Below are 19,887 nucleotides of genomic sequence, written 5' to 3' on the forward strand. Positions count from 1 at the left end.
ACCTTAACCATTTATGCAAACACACAAAATCCACGCCAGCGCAGCCATGCTGGTGAAAAATTCCGAACGCTATCTCCGAGAAGTGCTGACCGCGCTGGCCGATTTCGACGAAGTGCTGCTACTCGACAACGGCTCCACCGACCGCACGCTTGAAATTGCCGCCCGCTTCGATAACGTGCGCGTGTGCAAGCACGAGTTTATCGGCTTCGGCCCGATGAAAAACCTCGCTGCGTCGTTGGCCAAACACAATTGGATTTTCAGCATCGACAGCGACGAAGTACCCGATGCCGAGCTGATTGAAAGCATCCGCGATGCCGTAGAACACGACGACCCGCAAACCGTGTACACCTTGTCGCGATTAAACCATTACAACGGCCGTTTAATCCGAGCCTGCGGCTGGTATCCCGACATTCTGCCGCGCCTGTATCAACGCAAATACATTCAGTTTTCAGACCGCAAAGTGCATGAATCTTTGGTGCTGCCGCCCAAAACCAACGTCCGCTCCCTCAAAGGCCATCTGAAACATTATTCGTTTCAAAACGCCGAAGGGCTGATTCAAAAAATGCAGCAATACAGCACGCTATATGCCGAAGAAAACCGCTACAAAAAAGATTCCTCGCCGTTTAAAGCCCTTTGGCACGGCGCGGCATCGTTTATCAAAAACTACCTACTCAAAAAAGGCTTTCTCTACGGTTCAGACGGCCTGATTATTTCCGCCGCCAATGCGCAAGGTTCGTACTATAAATACGTTAAGCTCTACGAACACAACCGCAACATGAGCGTGTCGCTGATCATCACCACCTACAACCGCCCCGACGCGCTGGCTTTGGTGTTGAAATCGGCATTGGCGCAAACCCGTCTGCCGCAGGAAATCATCATCGCCGACGATGGCTCAGACAGGCGCACCACCGAAGTGGTCGGTAAATTTACCCAAGCCAGCCCCGTGCCGGTCAAACACACTTGGCAGAAAGACGACGGCTTCCGCGCCGCCGAATCACGCAACCGCGCCATCGCCGCCGCCACCTCGGATTACCTGATTATTATCGACGGCGACATGGTACTCGATCCGTCGTTTATCGCCGACCATATTGCCATCGCCAAAAAAGGCCGTCTGATTCAAGGCTCGCGCGTGATTCTCACCAAAGCGCGCACCGACGACATTCTCAGCCACCCCAATCTGCCGCTGCCCGACCTTTCCTTTACCGCCAACGGCATCGAAAAACGCCTGTCCGCCCTGCGCCTGACCAAGCTTGCCAAACTGGTCGGCAAACGCGGCAACCGCAAACACAAAGGCATCAAAAGCTGCAACATGGGCTTTTTCCGTGAAGACGTACTGGCGGTAAACGGCTTCAACAACGAATTTGTCGGCTGGGGGCGCGAAGACAGCGAATTTGTCGCCCGCTGCTACCATAGCGGCATGAAGCGGCACAATCTGAAATTCGCCGGCATCGCCTACCACCTTTGGCATAACGAAGCCGAACGCGCCGCCTTGCCGCGCAACGATGCTTTGCTGAAAGCCACATTGAATGAAAAGAAAAGCTGCTGCGAACGCGGCGTGAACGAGTTTTTAGAAAACCCGCCCGCGCCCGATCCGCAACTGGAGCTACCGATAGAAGAAAACGCATAAGCACGCATGCAAATTCCATAAAAACGCACCTCAAAGGCCGAGACCTTTGCAAAAAACCCACCTGCGGCGCATTTCTGCGTTGTGTGCTGCTCGCTCGCTTGCCTATCTATATGATATGTCTGCACTCGCTGTGCTGCTACGCCTTGAACTGCATCCACATTTGAGGGTTTTGCAAAGGTCTCAGGCCGTCTGAAAACATTTTTCAGACGGCCTTTCCGCCCTGAATTGGTTTACAATAACGGCCATTCCGATTTTTTACTTTGTTTGAGAGAAACCATGTTAGATATCCAACAACTCCGCAACCACACCGCAACCGTCGCCGCCCGTTTGGCTGCACGCGGTTACGAATTTGACACCGCCCGTTTTGAAGAATTGGAAAACAAACGCAAAGCGCTGCAAGTCCGCACCGAAGAATTGCAGGCCGCCCGCAACAGCGAATCGAAAAAAATCGGCATGCTCAAAGGCCAAGGCAAACACGAAGAAGCCGCTCAAGTGATGGCGCAAGTTGCCGATATCAAAACCGAACTCGAACAAAACGCCGTCAAGCTCGAAGCCATTCAAACCGAGCTTGAAGCATGGCTTACCACCATTCCCAACCTGCCACACGAAAGCGTGCCTGTGGGTGCAGACGAAACCGAAAACGTAGAAGTCCGCAAAATCGGCACGCCGCGCGCATTTGATTTTGATGTGAAAGACCACGTTGATTTGGGCGCGCCGCTGGGCTTGGATTTTGAAGCCGGCGCGCAGCTTTCCGGCGCACGCTTTACCGTGATGAAAGGCCAAATCGCCCGCCTGCACCGTGCGCTTTCGCAATTTATGCTCGACACCCACACCACGCAACACGGCTACACCGAGTGCTACACACCCTATATCGTGAACGACAGCACGCTGTTCGGCACCGGCCAACTGCCGAAATTCGGTGAAGACCTGTTCCACGTTACCCGCGGCGGCGACGAAACCAAAACCACGCAATATCTGATTCCCACCGCCGAAGTTACCCTCACCAACACCGTGGCCGACAGCATCGTGCCGTCTGAAAGCCTGCCGATTAAGCTGACCGCGCATTCGCCCTGTTTCCGTTCCGAAGCGGGTGCATACGGCAAAGACGTGCGCGGCCTGATCCGCCAGCACCAGTTCGATAAAGTGGAAATGGTGCAAATCGTCCGCCCCGAAAAATCTTACGATGCGCTCGAAGAAATGGTAGGGAACGCCGAAAAAATCCTGCAACTGCTGGAACTGCCCTACCGCGTAATCACCCTCTGCACCGGCGATATGGGCTTCGGCGCAGCCAAAACCTACGATTTGGAAGTATGGGTGCCGGCACAAAACACCTACCGCGAAATTTCGAGCTGCTCCAACTGCGAAGACTTCCAAGCCCGCCGCATGAAAGCCCGCTTCAAAGACGAAGACGGCAAAAACCGTTTGGTACACACCTTAAACGGCTCGGGTTTGGCGGTCGGCCGCACGTTGGTGGCCGTGTTGGAAAACCACCAAAACGCCGACGGCAGCATCAACATCCCCGCCGCACTGCAACCTTATATGGGCGGCGTAACCAAGCTGGAAGCCAAATAACGGCAGAGGCCGTCTGAACACTTTCAGACGGCCTCATCTTATTGTTTACGCCGCAACCCGACCTTACCGCATCTCCCATCTATATTAAACATAATTAAACATACCCATACAACACTTCAGGCCGTCTGAAAAAACACAGCGCAACCGAACACGAAAGACCAACATGCCTAAAGCAACATTCTATACCCATGTCGGCAACCCCTACGCCTTCACCTGCCGTTTGGCCGCCCGTGCCATGCAAAGCGGCTCCCGCGTGTTGGTGTGGGCGGATTCTCCCGAAGCCGTTGCGCGCTTGGATATCGACTTATGGCAATTCGAGCCGACCGGTTTCTTGGCTCACGAAGTTTGGGAAACCGGCCAAGACTGCCCCCGAGACGTGCCGCTGGTGCTGGCCTGCGGCAACACTCTGCCCGAAACGGAAAGCGGTTTGGTGGTGCTGAATCTTGCGTCCGACTTTTGGTGCGACGCGCCGGTGCCGCCTGCGCGCGTGTTGGAAATCGTCGGCAGCAACCTCGAAGCACTCGCCGAAGCCCGCGAACGTTTCCGCGCTTATCGGAGCAGCGGTTTTGAAATCGAGCATCACAATATGCAGGATAAAGCCTGAAGTTTTTCTCATCGAAATGCCGTCTGAAAAACTTGCCTGCCTGTTTTTTCCGAAACAAAAAAAATTTTTTCGGCAACCGTTCATTCAAAAAAACATGAAAATTTCCACCTCTTCCACACCATGACATCGAGCTAAATACAGGTGCCGTCAATACTTTACCGCTTACTCACAAAAGATGTGGATAACTTTGTGGACAATATGTGAAATACCCGCCTTTTCCCCGAAAAATCAGGCTTTCCACATCGTTGCACAAAAAATAAGCCTTTTATTAAAATTTATAAATATCAATAAGTTAATATAGAATTAAAGTTGTCAAGCACCCAATCGGCAAGCCACGCCCGCCCGCATGAAATTGTGTGGATAAAAACATAAAAATGCTTGACAAAAGCTTTTCCCGCTATAATCTCCGACCAGTCAAAGCCTTAACCGAGAAACCATGCCGTCTGAAAATACTTCCCCCAAAATTTGCTGGTTGTTTTGCAATGTTATCGACAACTTCGGCGATATCGGCGTGTCGTGGCGGCTGGCAAAAATGCTCACCCGAGAGCTAGGCTGGCAGGTGCATTTATGGGTGGACGATACCGCCGCCCTGCGCGCCCTTTGCCCCGATTTGCCCGCTACACCCTGTACCCATCAACACATCACCGTGCGGGCATGGCAGGCAGAACGTGCCGACGGCTTGGATAACGCCCCGCCGCCGCACATCGTTATCGAAACCTTCGCCTGCGATTTACCGCCCGACGTTTCGGCAGTTATCCGCCGGCAACGACCGCTGTGGCTCAACTGGGAATATCTCAGCGCGGAAGACAGCAACGAAAAACTCCACGCCCTGCCCTCGCCCCAAGCCGACGGCCTGCAAAAATATTTCTGGTTTATGGGGTTCAGCGAACGAAGCGGCGGCCTCTTGCGCGAACAAGATTACGAAACACACTGCCGTTTCGACGAACACACATTACGCCAAACCTTAAAACTCCCTACCAAAACCACCCCCGAATGGCTGCTGTTCGGCTATCACAGCCCCGTATGGGCGGAATGGTTCGTCATGTGGCAACAAGCGGAGCAGCCGCTTACCCTGCTGCTGGCCGGCAACCCAATCATCGACAGCCTGAAAAAAGCAGGCGCGATTCCTCCCCATGCCCTAAACAGCGACGGCAGCATTTTTCAGACGGCCTCAGTCCGACTCGTCAAAATCCCTTTTATCCCGCAAAGCGGTTTCGACCGCCTACTGCACCTTTCAGACGGCCTCATCATCCGCGGCGAAGACAGCTTCGTGCGCGCCCAGTTCGCCGCCAAACCCTTTCTCTGGCACATCTACCCGCAGGAAGAATCCGTGCATATCGACAAACTGCACGCCTTTTGGCACAAAGCCTATACGCACTACCCCGATAATATTCAGACGGCACATCAAGCCCTGTCGGACGAACTCAACGGCGCACGCTCCCTCACGCCCGCGCAACGCCTCGAAGCATGGCAAACCTTGCAGCGGCATGCCGACGAATGGCGGCAAAGTGTCGCGGATTGGAAAAACACACTTTTCAAACAGCCGTCCGCCATCGAAAAACTAGCCAAATTTATCGAACATCGCTAAAATAACGCGTTTATTTTTAACCGAATCATTGATTGGAAACACAACATGAAAACCGCACAAGAACTGCGCGCAGGTAACGTATTTATGGTCGGCAACGACCCGATGGTAGTACAAAAAACCGAATACATTAAAGGCGGCCGCAGCTCTGCCAAAGTCAGCATGAAACTGAAAAACCTGCTGACCGGCGCAGCCACCGAAACCATCTACAAAGCCGACGACAAATTCGACGTCGTGATTCTGGCCCGCAAAAACTGTACTTACAGCTACTTTGCCGACCCCATGTACGTATTCATGGACGAAGAATTCAACCAATATGAAATCGAAGCCGAAAACATCGGCGACGCACTGAAATTCATCGTAGACGGCATGGAAGACGTATGCGAAGTAACTTTCTACGAAGGCAACCCGATCTCCGTAGAACTGCCCACCATCATCGTGCGCGAAGTAGAATACACCGAGCCTGCCGTTAAAGGCGATACTTCAGGCAAAGTGATGAAAACCGCGCGTTTGGTCGGCGGCACCGAAATCCAAGTGATGGCCTACGTTGAAAACGGCGACAAAGTCGAAATCGACACCCGCACCGGCGAATTCCGCAAACGCGCCTAATGCAAAACCGACAGCCTTGATTTGAGGCCGTCTGAAAAACAAAAACCGCATCGCTTATATCGGCAACAGCCGTTTCAAGCGATGCGGTTTTTAATTTGGCCTCAATAGATTCCAAGCCTCCGTTCAAACTAACGAAGCCGAATCCTTTGAAAGCATCATCTGTAAAACCAAAGGATTAACACAAAAACAGGCCGTCTGAAATTTCAGACGGCCTGTTTTCATGAAGCAAAGTTCAAAACAGCGCTTAAGCGTGTTCGTCTGCTTTGTAGCCTTTGGTAGCAAAGAAGACGATATACAGATAGCAGATGGCCGGTACGAAGAACGACAGCAACAAACCGATGTTGTCGGCAAAGAAACCCTGTATCACCGGCACAATCGCACCGCCCACAATTGCCGTACCGATAACGCCGGCAGCAGCACCGGTAAATTTACCCAAACCTTTGGTAGCCAGAGAGAAAATCGTTGGGAACATGATGGAGTTGAAGAAGCCCACGAACAACAGCGCCCACATCGAAACCGCACCGCCGCCTGCCCAAATGGCCGTAGCCACCAATACCGTTGCCACCACGGCATTAAAGGTTAAGTATTTGTTGGGTGCGATTTTGTTCATTACGGCAGAACCGATGAACCGCCCTACCATCGCGCCGCCCCAGTAAAACGACAGATATTTTGCACCGCTGGCATGGTCAAGTCCGGCAGTCAGTTCCATCACGTTAATCAGCAAAGAACCGATAGCAACTTCCGCGCCTACATAGCAGAAAATACCGATTGCGCCGAGTACCATATGTTTGTATTGCCATACGCTGGTTTTGCCGTCATGGTTTTGTTCGGTAACGGCTTCGGCGATTTTGCGGGCATCCGGTAATCTAATCATGGCAACCAACACAGCCAACAATACCAACGCGCCTGCCAAGCCCAAATAAGGAATTTGTACGGAAGCCACTTTTTCGGCTTGGGTTGCAGCTTGACCGGCATCAGCCAAAATCAACATCGAACCAAACATCGGCGCGATAGTTGTACCCAAAGAGTTGAAAGCCTGAACCAGCGTAAGCGTGGCAGATTCCTTGCCCGGCTTAGACAGCAAGGTAACATAGGGATTGCCTGCGGTTTGCAGCAAAACAACGCCTGAAGCAAGAATAAAAAGCGCGCCCAAGAAAATCGGATAAGAGGCGCTGTCGGCAGCAGGATAAAACAGCAAACAGCCGAAAGCCGTCAATAAAAAGCCGCCGATCACGCCGCCTTTATAGCCCACTTTTTCAATCAGCTTGCTCATCGGAATCGACATCACGGCATAAGCGGTGAAAAAGCAGAACTGAATCAGCATGGCCTGAACGTAGTTCAGATTAAAAATGGCTTTTAAGTGGGGAATCAAAATATCGTTCATACATGTGATGAACCCCATCATAAAAAACAGCGCGGTCAAAACCGACAAAGCGGAATTGTTGTTTGTTTGTGATTGCGTAGACATTTGATTTAAATCCTTATACAAACGTGATTTATTAAAAACCGTTATTCCCACAGCCCTCGGAGGCAAACCCGACAGCGGTTGAAATACCGATAATACTCATACTCTTATCAAACGGATATTGCGATTTTTTATATACCTTATATATTTTTTACCGCCTAAAAACATGTTTTCAGACGGCCTATTATGCTGTACTACCCGTTTGCTTTTTCTATGCGATAAAAAACTTAGCAGCCGGCATCTTTGTCGCAATTGGCATTGCGGTATAAGCGGATGAGCCGCTCGGTGGAGCTGTCGTGCGGCTGCACTTCGGTTTCGCCGGTCAGCTCCGACAAAATCGTTTTGGCAAGCTGTTTGCCCAGCTCTACGCCCCATTGGTCAAAACTGTTGATGCCCCAAATGATGCCCTGCACAAAAGTTTTGTGTTCATACAAGGCAATCAGGCTGCCCATATTGCGGGGGTTGATTTTGTTCATCAGAATCAGATTGCTGGGGCGGTTGCCGGAGAAGGTTTTATGCGACACCAACTCTTCGATATGCGCCTCATCCATACCCTGCGCTTTTAACTCTGCGCGCACTTCGTCAGGCGTTTTGCCGCGCATAAACGCTTCCGCTTGGGCGAAGACGTTGGCCAGCAAAATTTCGTGGTGGCCGGGCAAATTGCTGCGCTTTTGCAGCGAGGCAATCAGGTCGATGGGCGTAATATGCGTGCCTTGATGCAGCAATTGGAAGAAGGCATGCTGGCCGTTGATACCGGTTTCGCCCCAAATAATCGGTGCGGTTTCATGCTCCACCGCTTTGCCGTCGAGCGTAACCTGTTTGCCGTTGCTCTCCATATCAAGCTGCTGGATAAACTTGGGCAGGCGGTGCAGGTGTTGGTCGTAAGGGGCGATAATGTGGCTGCCGCCCCCGTAATAATTGATGTACCAAATCCCGATCATCGCCAGCAATACCGGCATATTCTGCTCAAGCGGCGCATTGAAAAAATGCTGGTCCATCAAGTGCGCGCCATTGAGCATTTCAATGAAATTTTCTTCGCCCAGATAAAGCATAATCGGCAGGCCGATTGCCGACCACAGGCTGTAACGTCCGCCAACCCAATCCCAAAATTCAAACATATTGGCGGTGTCGATACCGAAATCGGCAACGGCTTTTTTATTGGTGGATACGGCCACAAAATGTTTGGCAACCGCCGATTCTTCGTCGGCATGCTTCAAAAACCACTCGCGTGCAGTCAGGGCGTTGGTAAGGGTTTCTTGCGTGGTAAAGGTTTTGGAGGCGATGATGAACAGCGTGGTTTCGGGGTGTACTTTTTCCAGCACGTCGCGCAACTGCGAACCGTCCACATTGGATACAAAGTGCATTCTCAAACGCGGATGGCCGTAGGGTTTGAGTGCGGTACACATCATCAGCGGCCCCAAATCCGAGCCGCCGATGCCGATATTCACCACATCGGTAATCACTTGATTGGTGTAGCCCAGCCATTCGCCGCTGCGCACTTCGTGAGCAAACTCACCCATGCGGTGTAAAACGCGGTTCACTTGCGGCATTACGTCTTCGCCATCCACAAGAATCGGGGCATTTGTACGGTTGCGCAGAGCCACATGCAACACGGCGCGGTTTTCGGTGGTGTTGATTTTTTCGCCGCGAAACATCTGCTTGATACGTTCCGGCACACCCGCTTCCCGAGCCAACTGCATCAGTAGAGACAGCGTTTCATCGGTGATGCGGTTTTTAGAGTAATCCAATATCAGGCCGCCCACTTCCAGCCAATAGCGTTCGGCACGGTGCGGATCGTCTTTAAACAAATCGCGCATGTGCAGGTTTTTGGTGGTATCAAAATGCTTCCACAGCTCGCGCCATACAGGCAATTCCTGCATATGTTTCATGACTCTTCCTTGTTGTATTCCAAATGTTTGCTGTGAATGCTGCGTTTGCCTTTCTGCAATTGCAGGCTGGCGGTTTCGCCGAGTCTCAACGCCAAACCGATCGTCAGAATATCAATAACGGCCAACTGAAGCAGGCGCGACACCATCGGCGTGTACAATTCGCTGTTTTCTTGGGAAGAAATACTCAACACGCAATCGGCCAATTGGGCAAGCGGCGATTCCGAGCGCGTAACCGCAATCACGGAAGCACCGTTTTCTTTGGCAATGCTCACGGCATCCAGCAATTCGATCGAAGAACCGGAATTGGAAATCACCACCAACACATCTTGGTTACTCAACACCGATGCAGCCATCAATTGAATGTGGGTATCGACGTAAGCCACGGTAGAAATGCCGAAGCGGAAAAACTTATGTTGCGCGTCTTGGGCAACGATGCCCGAGTTACCCACTCCGTAAAACTCAATACGGCGCGCTTGGCTGAGCATGGCCACGGCGGCTTCAAGGTCGGCTTCTTTCAAAAAGCGGCGCGCACCCAAAATGGAGGCGGCGGCATTGCCCAGCACTTTCTCCACCACCGTGCCCATATCATCGTCGGCGTTCAGTTCTTCGTGCACATAAGGCATACCTTCATTGCCGAGACTTGCCGACAAAGCCAGTTTGAATTCAGGCAAGCCTTTGTAACCCAAGCTGCGGCAAAAACGGATAACGGTAGGCTGGCTTACGGAAGCGCGTTCTGCAATCTCAGCCACTGCGGCATGAACAAACCATTTCGGTTCGGCCAAAGCCGATTCGGCCACTTTTCTCTCCGCACCCGACAAATCGCCGAGTGATTCGCTGATTTTACTTAACATAATGATTCTACTCTCTTTAATTTTTTTATTTTTGGATATCGGGATACTGGTTTGCTCAGATTATTCAATGCAGAAAAACATACCGCTTTATGCTTTTTTGCCTGCCGCGCCGCCTAATGCCGCAGTGTTGTTGCACTTGCCTTCCAAATGATGGGACAAGGCCACAGCCGCACCCGTAATACCGGGATGTTTCCCCAACACGATATATACGGGAATCGCCGCCAGATAAGCATCAAAGCGGCCTTTGCTTTCAAAGCGCGTGCGGAAAGGCGAGCTTTTGAAATAATCAATAAAACGCGGAATGATGCCGCCGCACAAATACACGCCGCCGCTTGCGCCCAATGTAAGCGCGAGATTGGACGATACCGTGCCCAACATGGCGCAGAAAATATCCAAGGTCAAACGGCATAAGGGCGAAGAGCCGCTCAACGCCTGCTCGCTGATTTCAGACGGCGTCATTTTTTGACGTTTGACACCCTCTTTTTCTGACAAAGCTTCATGAATTAATACCAACCCGGCACCGCTCAAAAAGCGCTCGGCCGACACATGGCCGTATTTTTTCTTAGCGTATTGCCAAATCATAATTTCCGCGTCGTCAAAAGGCGAAAAGCTTACATGACCGCCCTCGCCTGCCAGCGGTACCCAGCCCGAATTGCTGGGAATCAGCCCGCTTACGCCCAAACCGGTACCCGGCCCGATCACGGCTTTCGGCGCATTTTCAACCGGTTTGGAACCGCCCACCTGCACCAATTCCTCTTTGGGCAAACGGGTAATCGCCAAAGCCTGTGCGGTAAAATCGTTCAACAAAATCAAGGTGTCCAAACACAAAGATTGGCGTGTGGTCTCGATTGAAAACGCCCAATGATGGTTGGTCATCTGCACCCAATCGCCCAAAATCGGGTTGGCAATCGCAATCGCCGCGTGGCTGATTTTGGGGTTGCCGGCGCGCTTCAGGTATTCGCGGATGGCATCGACGATGGTGTCGTAATCATTGCACTTCAGCACTTCTATCTGCTCAAGCTGCTGCGGCGAGGTTTCCAGCGCAAAGCGTGCATTGGTACCGCCGACATCGGCTACCAAACGCGGCCATTCGGCAACAACGGTTTCAGTTTGCGTAGTGGACATGGCAATTTACCTTTTCATTATTGAGAATAAAACTAGTCGGGAGGTTTTTCGAAAGCGCGGCGGCGGCCTGATCGAACACGGCTTTTTTCTCTGCGCCTTGAATCGCCAAAAATACTGCGGGCGTTTTCGCAATGGCGGCCAGCGTCATGCTCACACGCTCATGCGGCGCAGTCACGGGCGTGGTATGCAGCAGCGGCACTTCGTTGGCCAAATCCAGCCCGCTGTCCAATTGCGGTGCTTGCGGAAACAGCGATGCGGTGTGCCCGTCACCTCCCATCCCCAACACCAGCGCGTCCGGCTGGCGGTAGTGTTTCAAGGCCGTCTGAACAACGGCCTCGGGTTGCAGATCGGCTGCTTGCCGTTCCGCTTCCACCACCGGAATCCACTCTGCGGCGGCAGCTTTGTTTTTCAACAGGTATTCATGTACCAATCCGGTATTGCTGTCGGGGTGATCGGTAGGAACGATACGCTCGTCCACCAGCGTAACGGCAATATGCGCCCAATCCAAATCTCTCTGCGATAAGGCTTCAAAAAAAGCGATTGGCGAACGCCCGCCCGACACGGCTAAAACGGCATTGCCCCGTTTATCCAGCGCAACTTCCAATGCAGCGGCAACGGCATCGGCCAAGGCGGCGGCAGATGCGGCGGCACTTTCGTGATGGTGCCATTGGTAAGCCATGATATTTCCTTTCTCTATTTTTTCAGACGGCCTCAAGAAGCAGGAGGCCGTCTGAAACAACCTTGATTTATTGTTCTTCGTGCCATTGATTGCCGTCGCGCGCCAGCAATTCGCGCGCCGCTTCGGGGCCCCAAGAATGTACGGCATAACCGTGCGGCGGAGTCGGGCTGCTTTCCCAGTTTTCCATAATCGGCATCACCCATTCCCACGCGGCCTCAAGTTCGTCGCGGCGGTTGAACAGCGCCAGCTTGCCGTTGATCACATCCAACAGCAAACGCTCGTAGGCTTCCGCACGGCGGCCGGCCACTTCTTTACCCATGTCCACGCTCAAAGCGGTGAGTTCCACATGATTTCCCGCTCCGGGCGTTTTGACTTGCGTGTACAGGCGGATGGATTCGGCAGGTTGCAGTTCGATAACCAAACGGTTGGGGGCTTTTTGGCTGCCGTCGAAAATATGATTGGGTAAATCGCGGAAATTCAGCACGATTTCGGCCACTTTACCCGCCATGCGTTTGCCGGTGCGCAAGTAGAAAGGCACGCCCGCCCAACGTTGGTTGTCGATTTCCGCTTTGATGGCCACATACGTTTCGGTGCGGCTGTCGGCCGGTACGTTATGCTCTTGCAAATAGCCGTTGACTGTTTGGCCGTCTTTTTGAGCGGCGGTATATTGGCCGCGTACCACATTGGCATCGACATCGGCGGAAGTCAGCGGTTTCAGAGACTTAATCACTTTCAGTTTTTCATCGCGCACGGCATCGGCATCCAAACCGGCGGGGGCTTCCATCGCCGTCATGCACAGCATCTGCATCAGGTGGTTTTGCACCATATCGCGCAACGCACCGGTGATGTCGTAAAACTCGCCGCGCTCTTCCACCCCCAATTGCTCAGCGATGGTCAGTTGAACGCTTTTCACGTATTTGTTGTTCCACAGCGGCTCGAACATTACGTTGGCAAAACGCAAAGCCAGCAGGTTTTGCAGCGATTCTTTGCCCAAATAGTGGTCGATGCGGTAAACCTGCTCTTCTTTGAAGAAACGGGCGACATCGGTGTTGATTTCTTGCGAAGACTTCAAATCGGTGCCCAACGGTTTTTCGAGCACAATACGCACGTTGGCGGCATTCAAGCCCACAGCGGCCAGATTTTCACAAGCAGGCGCGAAGAATTTCGGCGCAGTAGAAAGATAGATGACGACATTATCGGTTTGCTGGCGTGCTTTTACGGTTTCCGCCAGCGTTTTGAAATGCTCGGGTCGGGTAACGTCCACCGGTACATAAGCAATGCGTTTGATGAATGACGCCCACGCTTCTTCACTGAAATGCTGTTTGATGTGGATTTTGGCATTGGTTTCGACCTTCGCCCAAAAACCGGCGGTATCCAAATCGCTGCGGCTTACCCCCAAGATACGCCCGTCGGGATGCAGCAAGCCCGCCACATGCGCTTGATACAGGCAGGGCAGCAGTTTGCGCATGGCCAAATCGCCGGTTGCACCAAATAACACCAAATCGAAGTTTGTTTGCGTATTCATCCATCTTCTTTCATTTTTTATTGATATCGAGGCCGGCCCGCACCACTGCCGAGCGCAGCATGGCAATCTGCCTTGTACCATTCCAAATCCCGGCCAATCTTCTGTTTTAATTCAGAACGTCAAACCGGAACACTGTATATGATTTGCATAAAACTACACACCTTGTTTGATTACTGTAATCAACATAAAATCAGTAGCAATCCTACACAGCACTACACATTTTGTCCATGATGTTTTTAATAAAATTTTGACCTATGTAAACATATAGTCAAATCGTTACGTGAACTTAGGCTTTAAATTTGTTGCAAAACTACGCAGAAAAATTTGACCCAGTTCAAGCAATATTTTGTAACTTAACTACAAATATATATTATAATTTGGAGAAGAGTATTTTCAGACGGCCTTATCTGTTTGAATCTTCTTAAAAACAAGGCACAACATCCAGCCAATAATATCTTCCGCCGCACACCGCTACGAAAGGCAGAACACCATGAACACCCCCGCTCCCCTCTACCCCAAGCTCGCCGCCGTAACCGAGCGCATCGTCCAACGCAGCCGCCCCACCCGCGAAGCGTATCTCAAACGCATCCGCGCCCTGAAACAGCAAGGCCGCGTCGAGCGCGACCAACTGGGCTGCTCCAACCTTGCCCACGGCTATGCAGCCATGCCCAACACCATCAAAATCGAAATGCTCAAACACAGCACGCCGAATTTGGGCATGATTACCGCCTACAACGACATGGTGTCCGCCCACCAGCCGTTTTTCCAATTTCCCGACTGGATTAAAGACGAAGCCCAAAAACACGGCGCCACCGCCCAAGTAGCCGGCGGCACGCCCGCCATGTGCGACGGCATCACGCAAGGCTATGAAGGCATGGAGCTTTCATTGTTCTCACGCGACGTGATTGCCATGAGCACGGCAGTCGGCCTGTCGCATCAAATGTTTGACGGCGCATTGTATTTCGGCGTGTGCGACAAAATCGTACCCGGCCTGATGATAGGCGCGCTGAGCTGCGGCCACATTCCCGGCATCTTCGCCCCCGCCGGCCCGATGCAGAGCGGCATCGGCAACAAAGAAAAAGCCCGCACCCGCCAGCTTTTCGCCGAAGGCAAAGTCGGTCGCGATGCGCTGCTCGAAAGCGAAATGGGTTCGTATCACAGCCCCGGCACCTGCACCTTTTACGGCACGGCCAATTCCAACCAAATGATGATGGAAATGATGGGCGTGCATCTGCCTGCCGCCGCGTTTTTCCACCCTTACACACCCATGCGCGAAGTCTTAACCCGCTACGCCGCCGCCCATTTGGTCGAAAGCATTAAAAACGGCACCGCCAAACCCATGGGCGAGATGCTGAGTGAAAAATCGTTTGTGAACGCCCTAATCGGCCTGATGGCAACCGGCGGCTCCACCAACCACACCATGCACTTGGTAGCGATGGCGCGCGCTGCCGGCATCATTCTGACTTGGGACGACTTCGACGAAATATCGTCTATCATTCCGCTATTAATCCGCGTTTACCCCAACGGCCAAGCCGACGTTAACCACTTCGCCGCTGTCGGCGGCCTGCCTTTCGTGATCCGCGAATTGCGCAACAGCGGCCTGCTGCACGACGACGTCGATACCGTGATGGGGCACGGCATGGAAGCCTATACCAAAGAGCCTTTCCTGATTGACGGCAAACTCGAATGGCAAGACGCCGTTGCCGAAAGCCGCGACGAAGACATCCTGCGCCCCTTCTCGCGCCCCTTCTCGCCCGACGGCGGCCTGCGTTTGATGAAAGGCAACATCGGCCGCGGCGTGATTAAAGTTTCCGCCGTGCGCGAACACTGCCGCATCATCGAAGCACCCGCCATCGTGTTTGACGACCAACGCGAAGTATTGGCCGCCTTCGAGCGCGGCGAATTAGAACGCGATTTCGTGTGCGTAGTACGCTTCCAAGGCCCGCGCGCCAACGGTATGCCCGAGCTGCACAAACTCACGCCGCCTTTGGGCATCCTGCAAGACCGCGGCTTTAAAGTCGCACTGGTTACAGACGGCCGCATGTCGGGCGCATCGGGCAAAGTGCCCGCCTCCATCCACATGAACCCTGAAGCTCTGCTCGGCGGTGGCATCGGCAAAATCCGCACCGGCGACCTCATCCGCTTCGATTCCGTTACCGGCGAACTTACCGCCCTCGTCAACGAAGCCGAATGGAACGCCCGCGAAACACCCGTACCTGATTTAAGCAAAAACACCCACGGCATCGGCCGCGAACTGTTTGCCGGTTTCCGCAGCATCACCAGCAGCGCCGAAACAGGCGCCATGAGCTTCGGCGGCGACTTTGCCTAACAAGCAACACACCATTTTCAGACGGCCTGCCTTAAATTAATGAGGCCGTCTGAAAAACAGCCGAATCCTTTATTGATTATTTATTCAGAAATTCAGACGGCCTCCCCGTCTTCCAAATTGGAGCAACCCATGAACGCACGCGACATTCTTTCCGCCGGTGCAGTAGTGCCCGTAATAGCCATCGACGACATCCACACCGCCGTCGATTTGGCGCACGCACTGGTAGAAGGCGGCATCCCCACGCTGGAAATTACCCTGCGTACCGAGCACGGCCTCAAAGCCATCGAGCTGATTAAGAAAGAAGTGCCCGGCGCCATCGTCGGCGCAGGTACCGTCATCAACGGCGAGCAACTCAAAACCGTAGAAGATGCCGGCGCAGTATTTGCCATCAGCCCCGGCTTCAATATCCATTCCGCCAAAGCCGCCGCCCAAAGCAGCATCGCCGTTATCCCCGGCATCGCCACGCCCGGCGAGCTGATGCTCGCGCTGGAACACGGCATCGACACCATGAAACTCTTCCCTGCTGAAGTCGTGGGCGGCATCAACATGCTCAAAGCCCTCTACGGCCCGTTCCCGCAAGTGAAATTCTGCCCCACCGGCGGCATCAGCCCCGACACCGCGCCCGAATACCTGAAACTGCCCAACGTCTTATGCGTCGGCGGTTCATGGCTGACACCCAAAGATGCAGTCAAAAATCAGGACTGGGCAGCCATCACCCGCTTGGCTCGAGAAGCATCGGCATTGAAAGCCAAGTAAACTGCTTTTAAAAATAGATGAGGCCGTCTGAAAATATTTTTTCAGACGGCCTCATGTACTTATGTAATGGCAGCTTAGCGATATCAATCGGAATTTATACCAAGCATTTCAACTTTATATTCCCCACACTTCTTCCACACAATTTTTCAGCAGATTCAAAATGGGGTCTTCTTCAAACTCGTTTAAATAAATGAAATGCAGCGGCATGGTTTGGCGGTATTCCTCGATAACCGCAATCGGTCTGCCGCTCTCTTTGGCAAAACGGGCGCGGTGTTCGGGCACGACCGCAACGCCCGTTCCCTGACACACCAAATCAATGATGGTTTGAGAATAATCGCAAATAATCTGGCGCTTGGGCGAGATTTTGTGTTTGCGCCAAAACTGCTGCATGTGCTTGCGGCTGCCCGACACGCCCGACATTTCAATCCACGCATACTGCCCCAAGCTCGCGGGCAGGTCTTCCCGAACGGTCTCTTCGGCTTCCAGCGGACAAATCAGCGAATAATGAATGTCTTGCAGAAAAATACTGCGCAAACTGCGGTGGTTGACCGGGCCGAGGAAAAAGCCGCCGTGCAGCTGCTTATCCAGCACGCGCTGTTCGATTTCGCCGCTCATACCGTATTGAATATGAAAGAGAATATCGGGATCGTGGCCGAGCACTTTTTCAGTAAGGCGGGTGATTTTGTCGGAAGGCACGGGATGAATCAAACCGATATCGGCATGGGCAACATAATGCTCGGCCAGCGTTTTGGCAAAGCAGTCGAGCTTATGGTGGTGCTGCAATAAAGTTTCGGCTTCCGGCAAAAACACTTCTCCGGCGGGCGTCAGCTCCATGCCGTTGGTGGTGCGCTTAAACAGGGTGACGTCGAGCCGTTTTTCCAGAGATTTGATTTGCGCGGAAACGGCGGGCTGCGATAAATGCAAACGCTCCGCCGCTTGGGTCAGGTTGCCGATATGGGCAACCTCGGTGAATGTTTTCAGTTGGTTGTAGTCCATTATTTCTCACTTCATCTATTTATTATGTTATGAATAAAGCGTTATGCGGCTTGATTTAAAGCAGTGTCCGCTTGCTTGTTTTAACACATTTCGAGGCCGTCTGAAAAGTTTTTTTAAAAATGATATTTCTTTTAAAATCATATTTTTTGGCTTATACCATCAACAAAACAAATTGATACTATCAGAAAATAAAATTAGCCATTGCAATATTTTTTAATTTTAATGCCCATCGTTTACACCTTAAAGGTTTTGTAAAAAAGGAGAAGAAAAATGGAAAAACAAACGGCACAACAAGTGCTCAAACATCCCAAATTCCAGCGGATGGCCCGTCAAAAAGCCCTGATCGGATGGGGGTTTTCTGCGGTGATTTTTTTTATGTACGTCCTCTACATTTGGATGATCGGCGAATCGCCCGAAACATTTGCCAAACCCGTATCTGAAGGCAGCATTACCACTTGGGGCATTTATGCCGGTTTGTTTGTCATTATCTTTTCATTTGTTACCACCGGCATCTACGTGAGCATTGCCAACGGTAAATTCGAAGACATGACCAAAGAAGTCGTGCGCGAAGTTCAGGGAGAATAAATCAGATGAATAAATTATTAATCACCGCAGTTGCTCTCTTGGCTTCCGGCAGCGTTTGGGCGGATGCCTTCACCGGCGAAGTTCAAAAACAACCCTTAAACATCGCGGCCATCGTGATGTTCCTGATTTTCGTCGGCGGCACCCTGTTTATTACCAAATGGGCTGCCAAGCAAAACAAATCCACCAAAGACTTCTACACCGCCGGCGGCGGCATTTCCGGCTTCCAAAACGGCTTGGCGATTGCGGGTGACTACATGTCTGCCGCGTCGTTTTTGGGTATTTCCGCCATGGTGTACACCACCGGTTACGACGGCCTGATCTACTCCACCGGCTTCTTGGTGGGCTGGCCGATTGTATTGTTCCTCGTGGCCGAACGCTTGCGTAACTTGGGTAAATTTACGTTCTCCGACGTAGTTGCCTACCGCCTGAAACAAAAACCCGTGCGCGTGTTTGCGGCCAGCGGTTCGCTGTTGGTGGTGATTCTGTATCTGATCGCGCAAGTTGTGGGCGCGGGCAAACTGATTCAGTTGCTGTTCGGCATGAGCTACACTTCCGCGGTGATTATCGTGGGCGCGCTGATGGTGGCGTATGTATTGTTCGGCGGTATGTTGGCAACCACTTGGGTGCAAATCATTAAAGCCGTTCTGCTGCTGTCCGGTGCGACTTTCATGGCGTTCATGATTCTGAAAGCCAGCGGCTTCAGCTTGGAAGGCATGTTCCTGAAAGCTACCGAAATCCATGAAAAAGGTACGGCGATTATGGCGCCGGGCGGCTTGGTGTCCAACCCGATCGACGCACTCTCGCTGGGCTTGGCGTTGATGTTCGGTACGGCCGGTCTGCCGCACATTCTGATGCGTTTCTTTACCGTACCCGATGCCAAAGAAGCGCGTAAATCGGTATTCGTTGCCACCGGCTTCATCGGCTACTTCTACCTGCTCACTTTCGTCATCGGTTTCGGCGCGATCATCTTCGTTACCAAAGACAACCCGCAATTCTTCACCACTATGGTGAACGAAGGCAAAACCGTAGTCGAAATGATCGGCGGTACCAACATGGCGGCGGTTCACCTGTCCGGCGCATTGGGCGGCAACCTGTTCTTGGGCTTCATTTCAGCCGTAGCATTCGCCACCATTTTGGCAGTTGTAGCCGGTTTGACCCTCTCCGGTGCGTCTGCGGTCAGCCACGACTTGTATTCTTCTGTAATCCGCGAAGGCAAAGCCACTCAAGAAGAAGAAATGCGCGTATCCCGCTTGGCTACTTTGGGCTTGGGTGTTTTGGCGATTGTGTTGGGCATTGCGTTTGAAAACCAAAACGTAGCGTTCATGGTGGGCTTGGCGTTCGCGCTGGCTGCTTCGGCCAACTTCCCGATTCTGGCTTTGTCGATGTTCTGGAAAGGCCTGACCACACGCGGCGCAGTTATCGGCGGTTTCTTAGGCTTGTTGGTTGCTTTCGTGCTGATTATTTTAGGCCCGACCGTTTGGGTGAAAGTGCTGCACAACAAAGAAGCCATCTTCCCATACAGCAACCCTGCCCTGTTCTCGATTCCGCTGGCCTTTATCGCAGCTTGGTTCTTCTCGATTACCGACAAATCGAAACAGGCCGAATTGGATAAAGCAGGTTTCGAAGCTCAATATGTACGTTCGATGACCGGTATCGGCGCAGCTGAAGCCAGCGACCACTAATAAACATC

At 52.4% G+C, this 19,887-nt stretch carries 17 protein-coding genes; 10 read left to right on the forward strand and 7 right to left on the reverse strand.

Annotated features, from left to right (window positions below; all coding sequences use genetic code 11):
- The first annotated feature begins 13 nt into the window (after positions 1–13).
- The 6 genes from LVJ85_RS07845 to efp all read left to right on the forward strand — a co-directional run bounded on the left by LVJ85_RS07845 (position 14) and on the right by efp (position 5,997).
- Complete coding sequence (locus tag LVJ85_RS07845; protein ID WP_244738543.1) at positions 14–1,627, forward strand: glycosyltransferase; 1,614 nt, start codon at positions 14–16, stop codon at positions 1,625–1,627.
- A 46-nt stretch (positions 1,628–1,673) separates the two neighbouring features.
- Positions 1,674–1,820 (forward strand): lipoprotein signal peptidase, encoded by a 147-nt coding sequence (locus LVJ85_RS07850; protein WP_244738545.1) that lies wholly within the window; start codon positions 1,674–1,676, stop codon positions 1,818–1,820.
- Between the two features lie 83 nt (positions 1,821–1,903).
- Complete coding sequence (serS, locus tag LVJ85_RS07855; RefSeq protein ID WP_244738547.1) at positions 1,904–3,199, forward strand: serine--tRNA ligase; 1,296 nt, start codon at positions 1,904–1,906, stop codon at positions 3,197–3,199.
- A gap of 163 nt (positions 3,200–3,362) precedes the next feature.
- Positions 3,363–3,803: a DNA polymerase III subunit chi gene (locus tag LVJ85_RS07860; RefSeq protein ID WP_244738549.1), complete on the forward strand. Its 441-nt coding sequence runs from the start codon at positions 3,363–3,365 to the stop codon at positions 3,801–3,803.
- 436 nt (positions 3,804–4,239) lie between these two features.
- Positions 4,240–5,391: an elongation factor P maturation arginine rhamnosyltransferase EarP gene (earP, locus tag LVJ85_RS07865; RefSeq protein WP_244738551.1), complete on the forward strand. Its 1,152-nt coding sequence runs from the start codon at positions 4,240–4,242 to the stop codon at positions 5,389–5,391.
- A gap of 45 nt (positions 5,392–5,436) precedes the next feature.
- Positions 5,437–5,997, forward strand: coding sequence for an elongation factor P (gene efp, locus LVJ85_RS07870; RefSeq protein WP_085362958.1), 561 nt, complete (start codon positions 5,437–5,439; stop codon positions 5,995–5,997).
- Positions 5,998–6,241: 244 nt separating this feature from the next.
- Here the strand turns inward: efp and LVJ85_RS07875 are convergent, their stop codons facing one another.
- The 6 genes from LVJ85_RS07875 to zwf all read right to left on the reverse strand — a co-directional run bounded on the left by LVJ85_RS07875 (position 6,242) and on the right by zwf (position 13,531).
- On the reverse strand, positions 6,242–7,465 hold the full coding sequence (locus LVJ85_RS07875) for a sugar MFS transporter (protein ID WP_244738553.1): 1,224 nt from the start codon (positions 7,463–7,465) through the stop codon (positions 6,242–6,244).
- A gap of 224 nt (positions 7,466–7,689) precedes the next feature.
- Positions 7,690–9,351 carry a glucose-6-phosphate isomerase gene (pgi, locus tag LVJ85_RS07880; RefSeq protein ID WP_244738559.1) on the reverse strand — a complete coding sequence of 554 codons (1,662 nt, stop codon included), beginning with the start codon at positions 9,349–9,351 and terminating at the stop codon, positions 7,690–7,692.
- Positions 9,348–10,202: an SIS domain-containing protein gene (locus LVJ85_RS07885; RefSeq protein WP_244738562.1), complete on the reverse strand. Its 855-nt coding sequence runs from the start codon at positions 10,200–10,202 to the stop codon at positions 9,348–9,350. The genes pgi and LVJ85_RS07885 overlap by 4 nt, the downstream gene beginning before the upstream one ends.
- A gap of 87 nt (positions 10,203–10,289) precedes the next feature.
- Positions 10,290–11,327, reverse strand: coding sequence for a glucokinase (locus LVJ85_RS07890; protein WP_115133237.1), 1,038 nt, complete (start codon positions 11,325–11,327; stop codon positions 10,290–10,292).
- Positions 11,308–12,006 (reverse strand): 6-phosphogluconolactonase, encoded by a 699-nt coding sequence (gene pgl / locus LVJ85_RS07895; RefSeq protein WP_244738565.1) that lies wholly within the window; start codon positions 12,004–12,006, stop codon positions 11,308–11,310. The genes LVJ85_RS07890 and pgl overlap by 20 nt, the downstream gene beginning before the upstream one ends.
- Before the next feature lie 67 nt (positions 12,007–12,073).
- On the reverse strand, positions 12,074–13,531 hold the full coding sequence (gene zwf / locus LVJ85_RS07900; RefSeq protein WP_244738571.1) for a glucose-6-phosphate dehydrogenase: 1,458 nt from the start codon (positions 13,529–13,531) through the stop codon (positions 12,074–12,076).
- Between the two features lie 490 nt (positions 13,532–14,021).
- Between zwf and edd the strand changes: the two genes are divergently transcribed.
- Both edd and LVJ85_RS07910 read left to right on the forward strand, forming a co-directional pair.
- On the forward strand, positions 14,022–15,860 hold the full coding sequence (gene edd, locus LVJ85_RS07905; RefSeq protein ID WP_244738582.1) for a phosphogluconate dehydratase: 1,839 nt from the start codon (positions 14,022–14,024) through the stop codon (positions 15,858–15,860).
- 129 nt (positions 15,861–15,989) lie between these two features.
- Complete coding sequence (locus tag LVJ85_RS07910; protein ID WP_244743130.1) at positions 15,990–16,616, forward strand: bifunctional 4-hydroxy-2-oxoglutarate aldolase/2-dehydro-3-deoxy-phosphogluconate aldolase; 627 nt, start codon at positions 15,990–15,992, stop codon at positions 16,614–16,616.
- A gap of 114 nt (positions 16,617–16,730) precedes the next feature.
- Here LVJ85_RS07910 and LVJ85_RS07915 read toward each other — a convergent pair whose 3' ends face one another.
- Positions 16,731–17,612: a LysR family transcriptional regulator gene (locus LVJ85_RS07915; RefSeq protein ID WP_085362966.1), complete on the reverse strand. Its 882-nt coding sequence runs from the start codon at positions 17,610–17,612 to the stop codon at positions 16,731–16,733.
- Positions 17,613–17,882: 270 nt separating this feature from the next.
- On the opposite strand from LVJ85_RS07915, the gene LVJ85_RS07920 reads away from it, so the two are divergent.
- Positions 17,883–18,197, forward strand: coding sequence for a DUF485 domain-containing protein (locus tag LVJ85_RS07920; RefSeq protein WP_085362967.1), 315 nt, complete (start codon positions 17,883–17,885; stop codon positions 18,195–18,197).
- 5 nt (positions 18,198–18,202) lie between these two features.
- A complete protein-coding gene (locus LVJ85_RS07925) occupies positions 18,203–19,879 on the forward strand; it encodes a cation acetate symporter (protein WP_115133233.1) in 1,677 nt (558 codons plus the stop codon).
- Positions 19,880–19,887 lie beyond the last annotated feature (8 nt).

This window comes from Neisseria sp. Dent CA1/247 (assembly GCF_022870825.1).
GTDB classification, from domain to species: Bacteria; Pseudomonadota; Gammaproteobacteria; order Burkholderiales; family Neisseriaceae; genus Neisseria; species Neisseria zoodegmatis.

Excerpts from the sequence above, each read along its gene's own strand:
- LVJ85_RS07845 (WP_244738543.1), top strand. The coding sequence starts at position 14 with ATGCAAACACACAAAATCCACGCCAGCGCAGCCATGCTGGTGAAAAAT.
- serS (WP_244738547.1), top strand. The coding sequence starts at position 1,904 with ATGTTAGATATCCAACAACTCCGCAACCACACCGCAACCGTCGCCGCC.
- LVJ85_RS07860 (WP_244738549.1), top strand. The coding sequence starts at position 3,363 with ATGCCTAAAGCAACATTCTATACCCATGTCGGCAACCCCTACGCCTTC.
- earP (WP_244738551.1), top strand. The coding sequence starts at position 4,240 with ATGCCGTCTGAAAATACTTCCCCCAAAATTTGCTGGTTGTTTTGCAAT.
- efp (WP_085362958.1), top strand. The coding sequence starts at position 5,437 with ATGAAAACCGCACAAGAACTGCGCGCAGGTAACGTATTTATGGTCGGC.
- LVJ85_RS07875 (WP_244738553.1), bottom strand. The coding sequence starts at position 7,465 with ATGTCTACGCAATCACAAACAAACAACAATTCCGCTTTGTCGGTTTTG.
- pgi (WP_244738559.1), bottom strand. The coding sequence starts at position 9,351 with ATGAAACATATGCAGGAATTGCCTGTATGGCGCGAGCTGTGGAAGCAT.
- LVJ85_RS07885 (WP_244738562.1), bottom strand. The coding sequence starts at position 10,202 with ATGTTAAGTAAAATCAGCGAATCACTCGGCGATTTGTCGGGTGCGGAG.
- LVJ85_RS07890 (WP_115133237.1), bottom strand. The coding sequence starts at position 11,327 with ATGTCCACTACGCAAACTGAAACCGTTGTTGCCGAATGGCCGCGTTTG.
- pgl (WP_244738565.1), bottom strand. The coding sequence starts at position 12,006 with ATGGCTTACCAATGGCACCATCACGAAAGTGCCGCCGCATCTGCCGCC.
- zwf (WP_244738571.1), bottom strand. The coding sequence starts at position 13,531 with ATGAATACGCAAACAAACTTCGATTTGGTGTTATTTGGTGCAACCGGC.
- edd (WP_244738582.1), top strand. The coding sequence starts at position 14,022 with ATGAACACCCCCGCTCCCCTCTACCCCAAGCTCGCCGCCGTAACCGAG.
- LVJ85_RS07910 (WP_244743130.1), top strand. The coding sequence starts at position 15,990 with ATGAACGCACGCGACATTCTTTCCGCCGGTGCAGTAGTGCCCGTAATA.
- LVJ85_RS07915 (WP_085362966.1), bottom strand. The coding sequence starts at position 17,612 with ATGGACTACAACCAACTGAAAACATTCACCGAGGTTGCCCATATCGGC.
- LVJ85_RS07920 (WP_085362967.1), top strand. The coding sequence starts at position 17,883 with ATGGAAAAACAAACGGCACAACAAGTGCTCAAACATCCCAAATTCCAG.
- LVJ85_RS07925 (WP_115133233.1), top strand. The coding sequence starts at position 18,203 with ATGAATAAATTATTAATCACCGCAGTTGCTCTCTTGGCTTCCGGCAGC.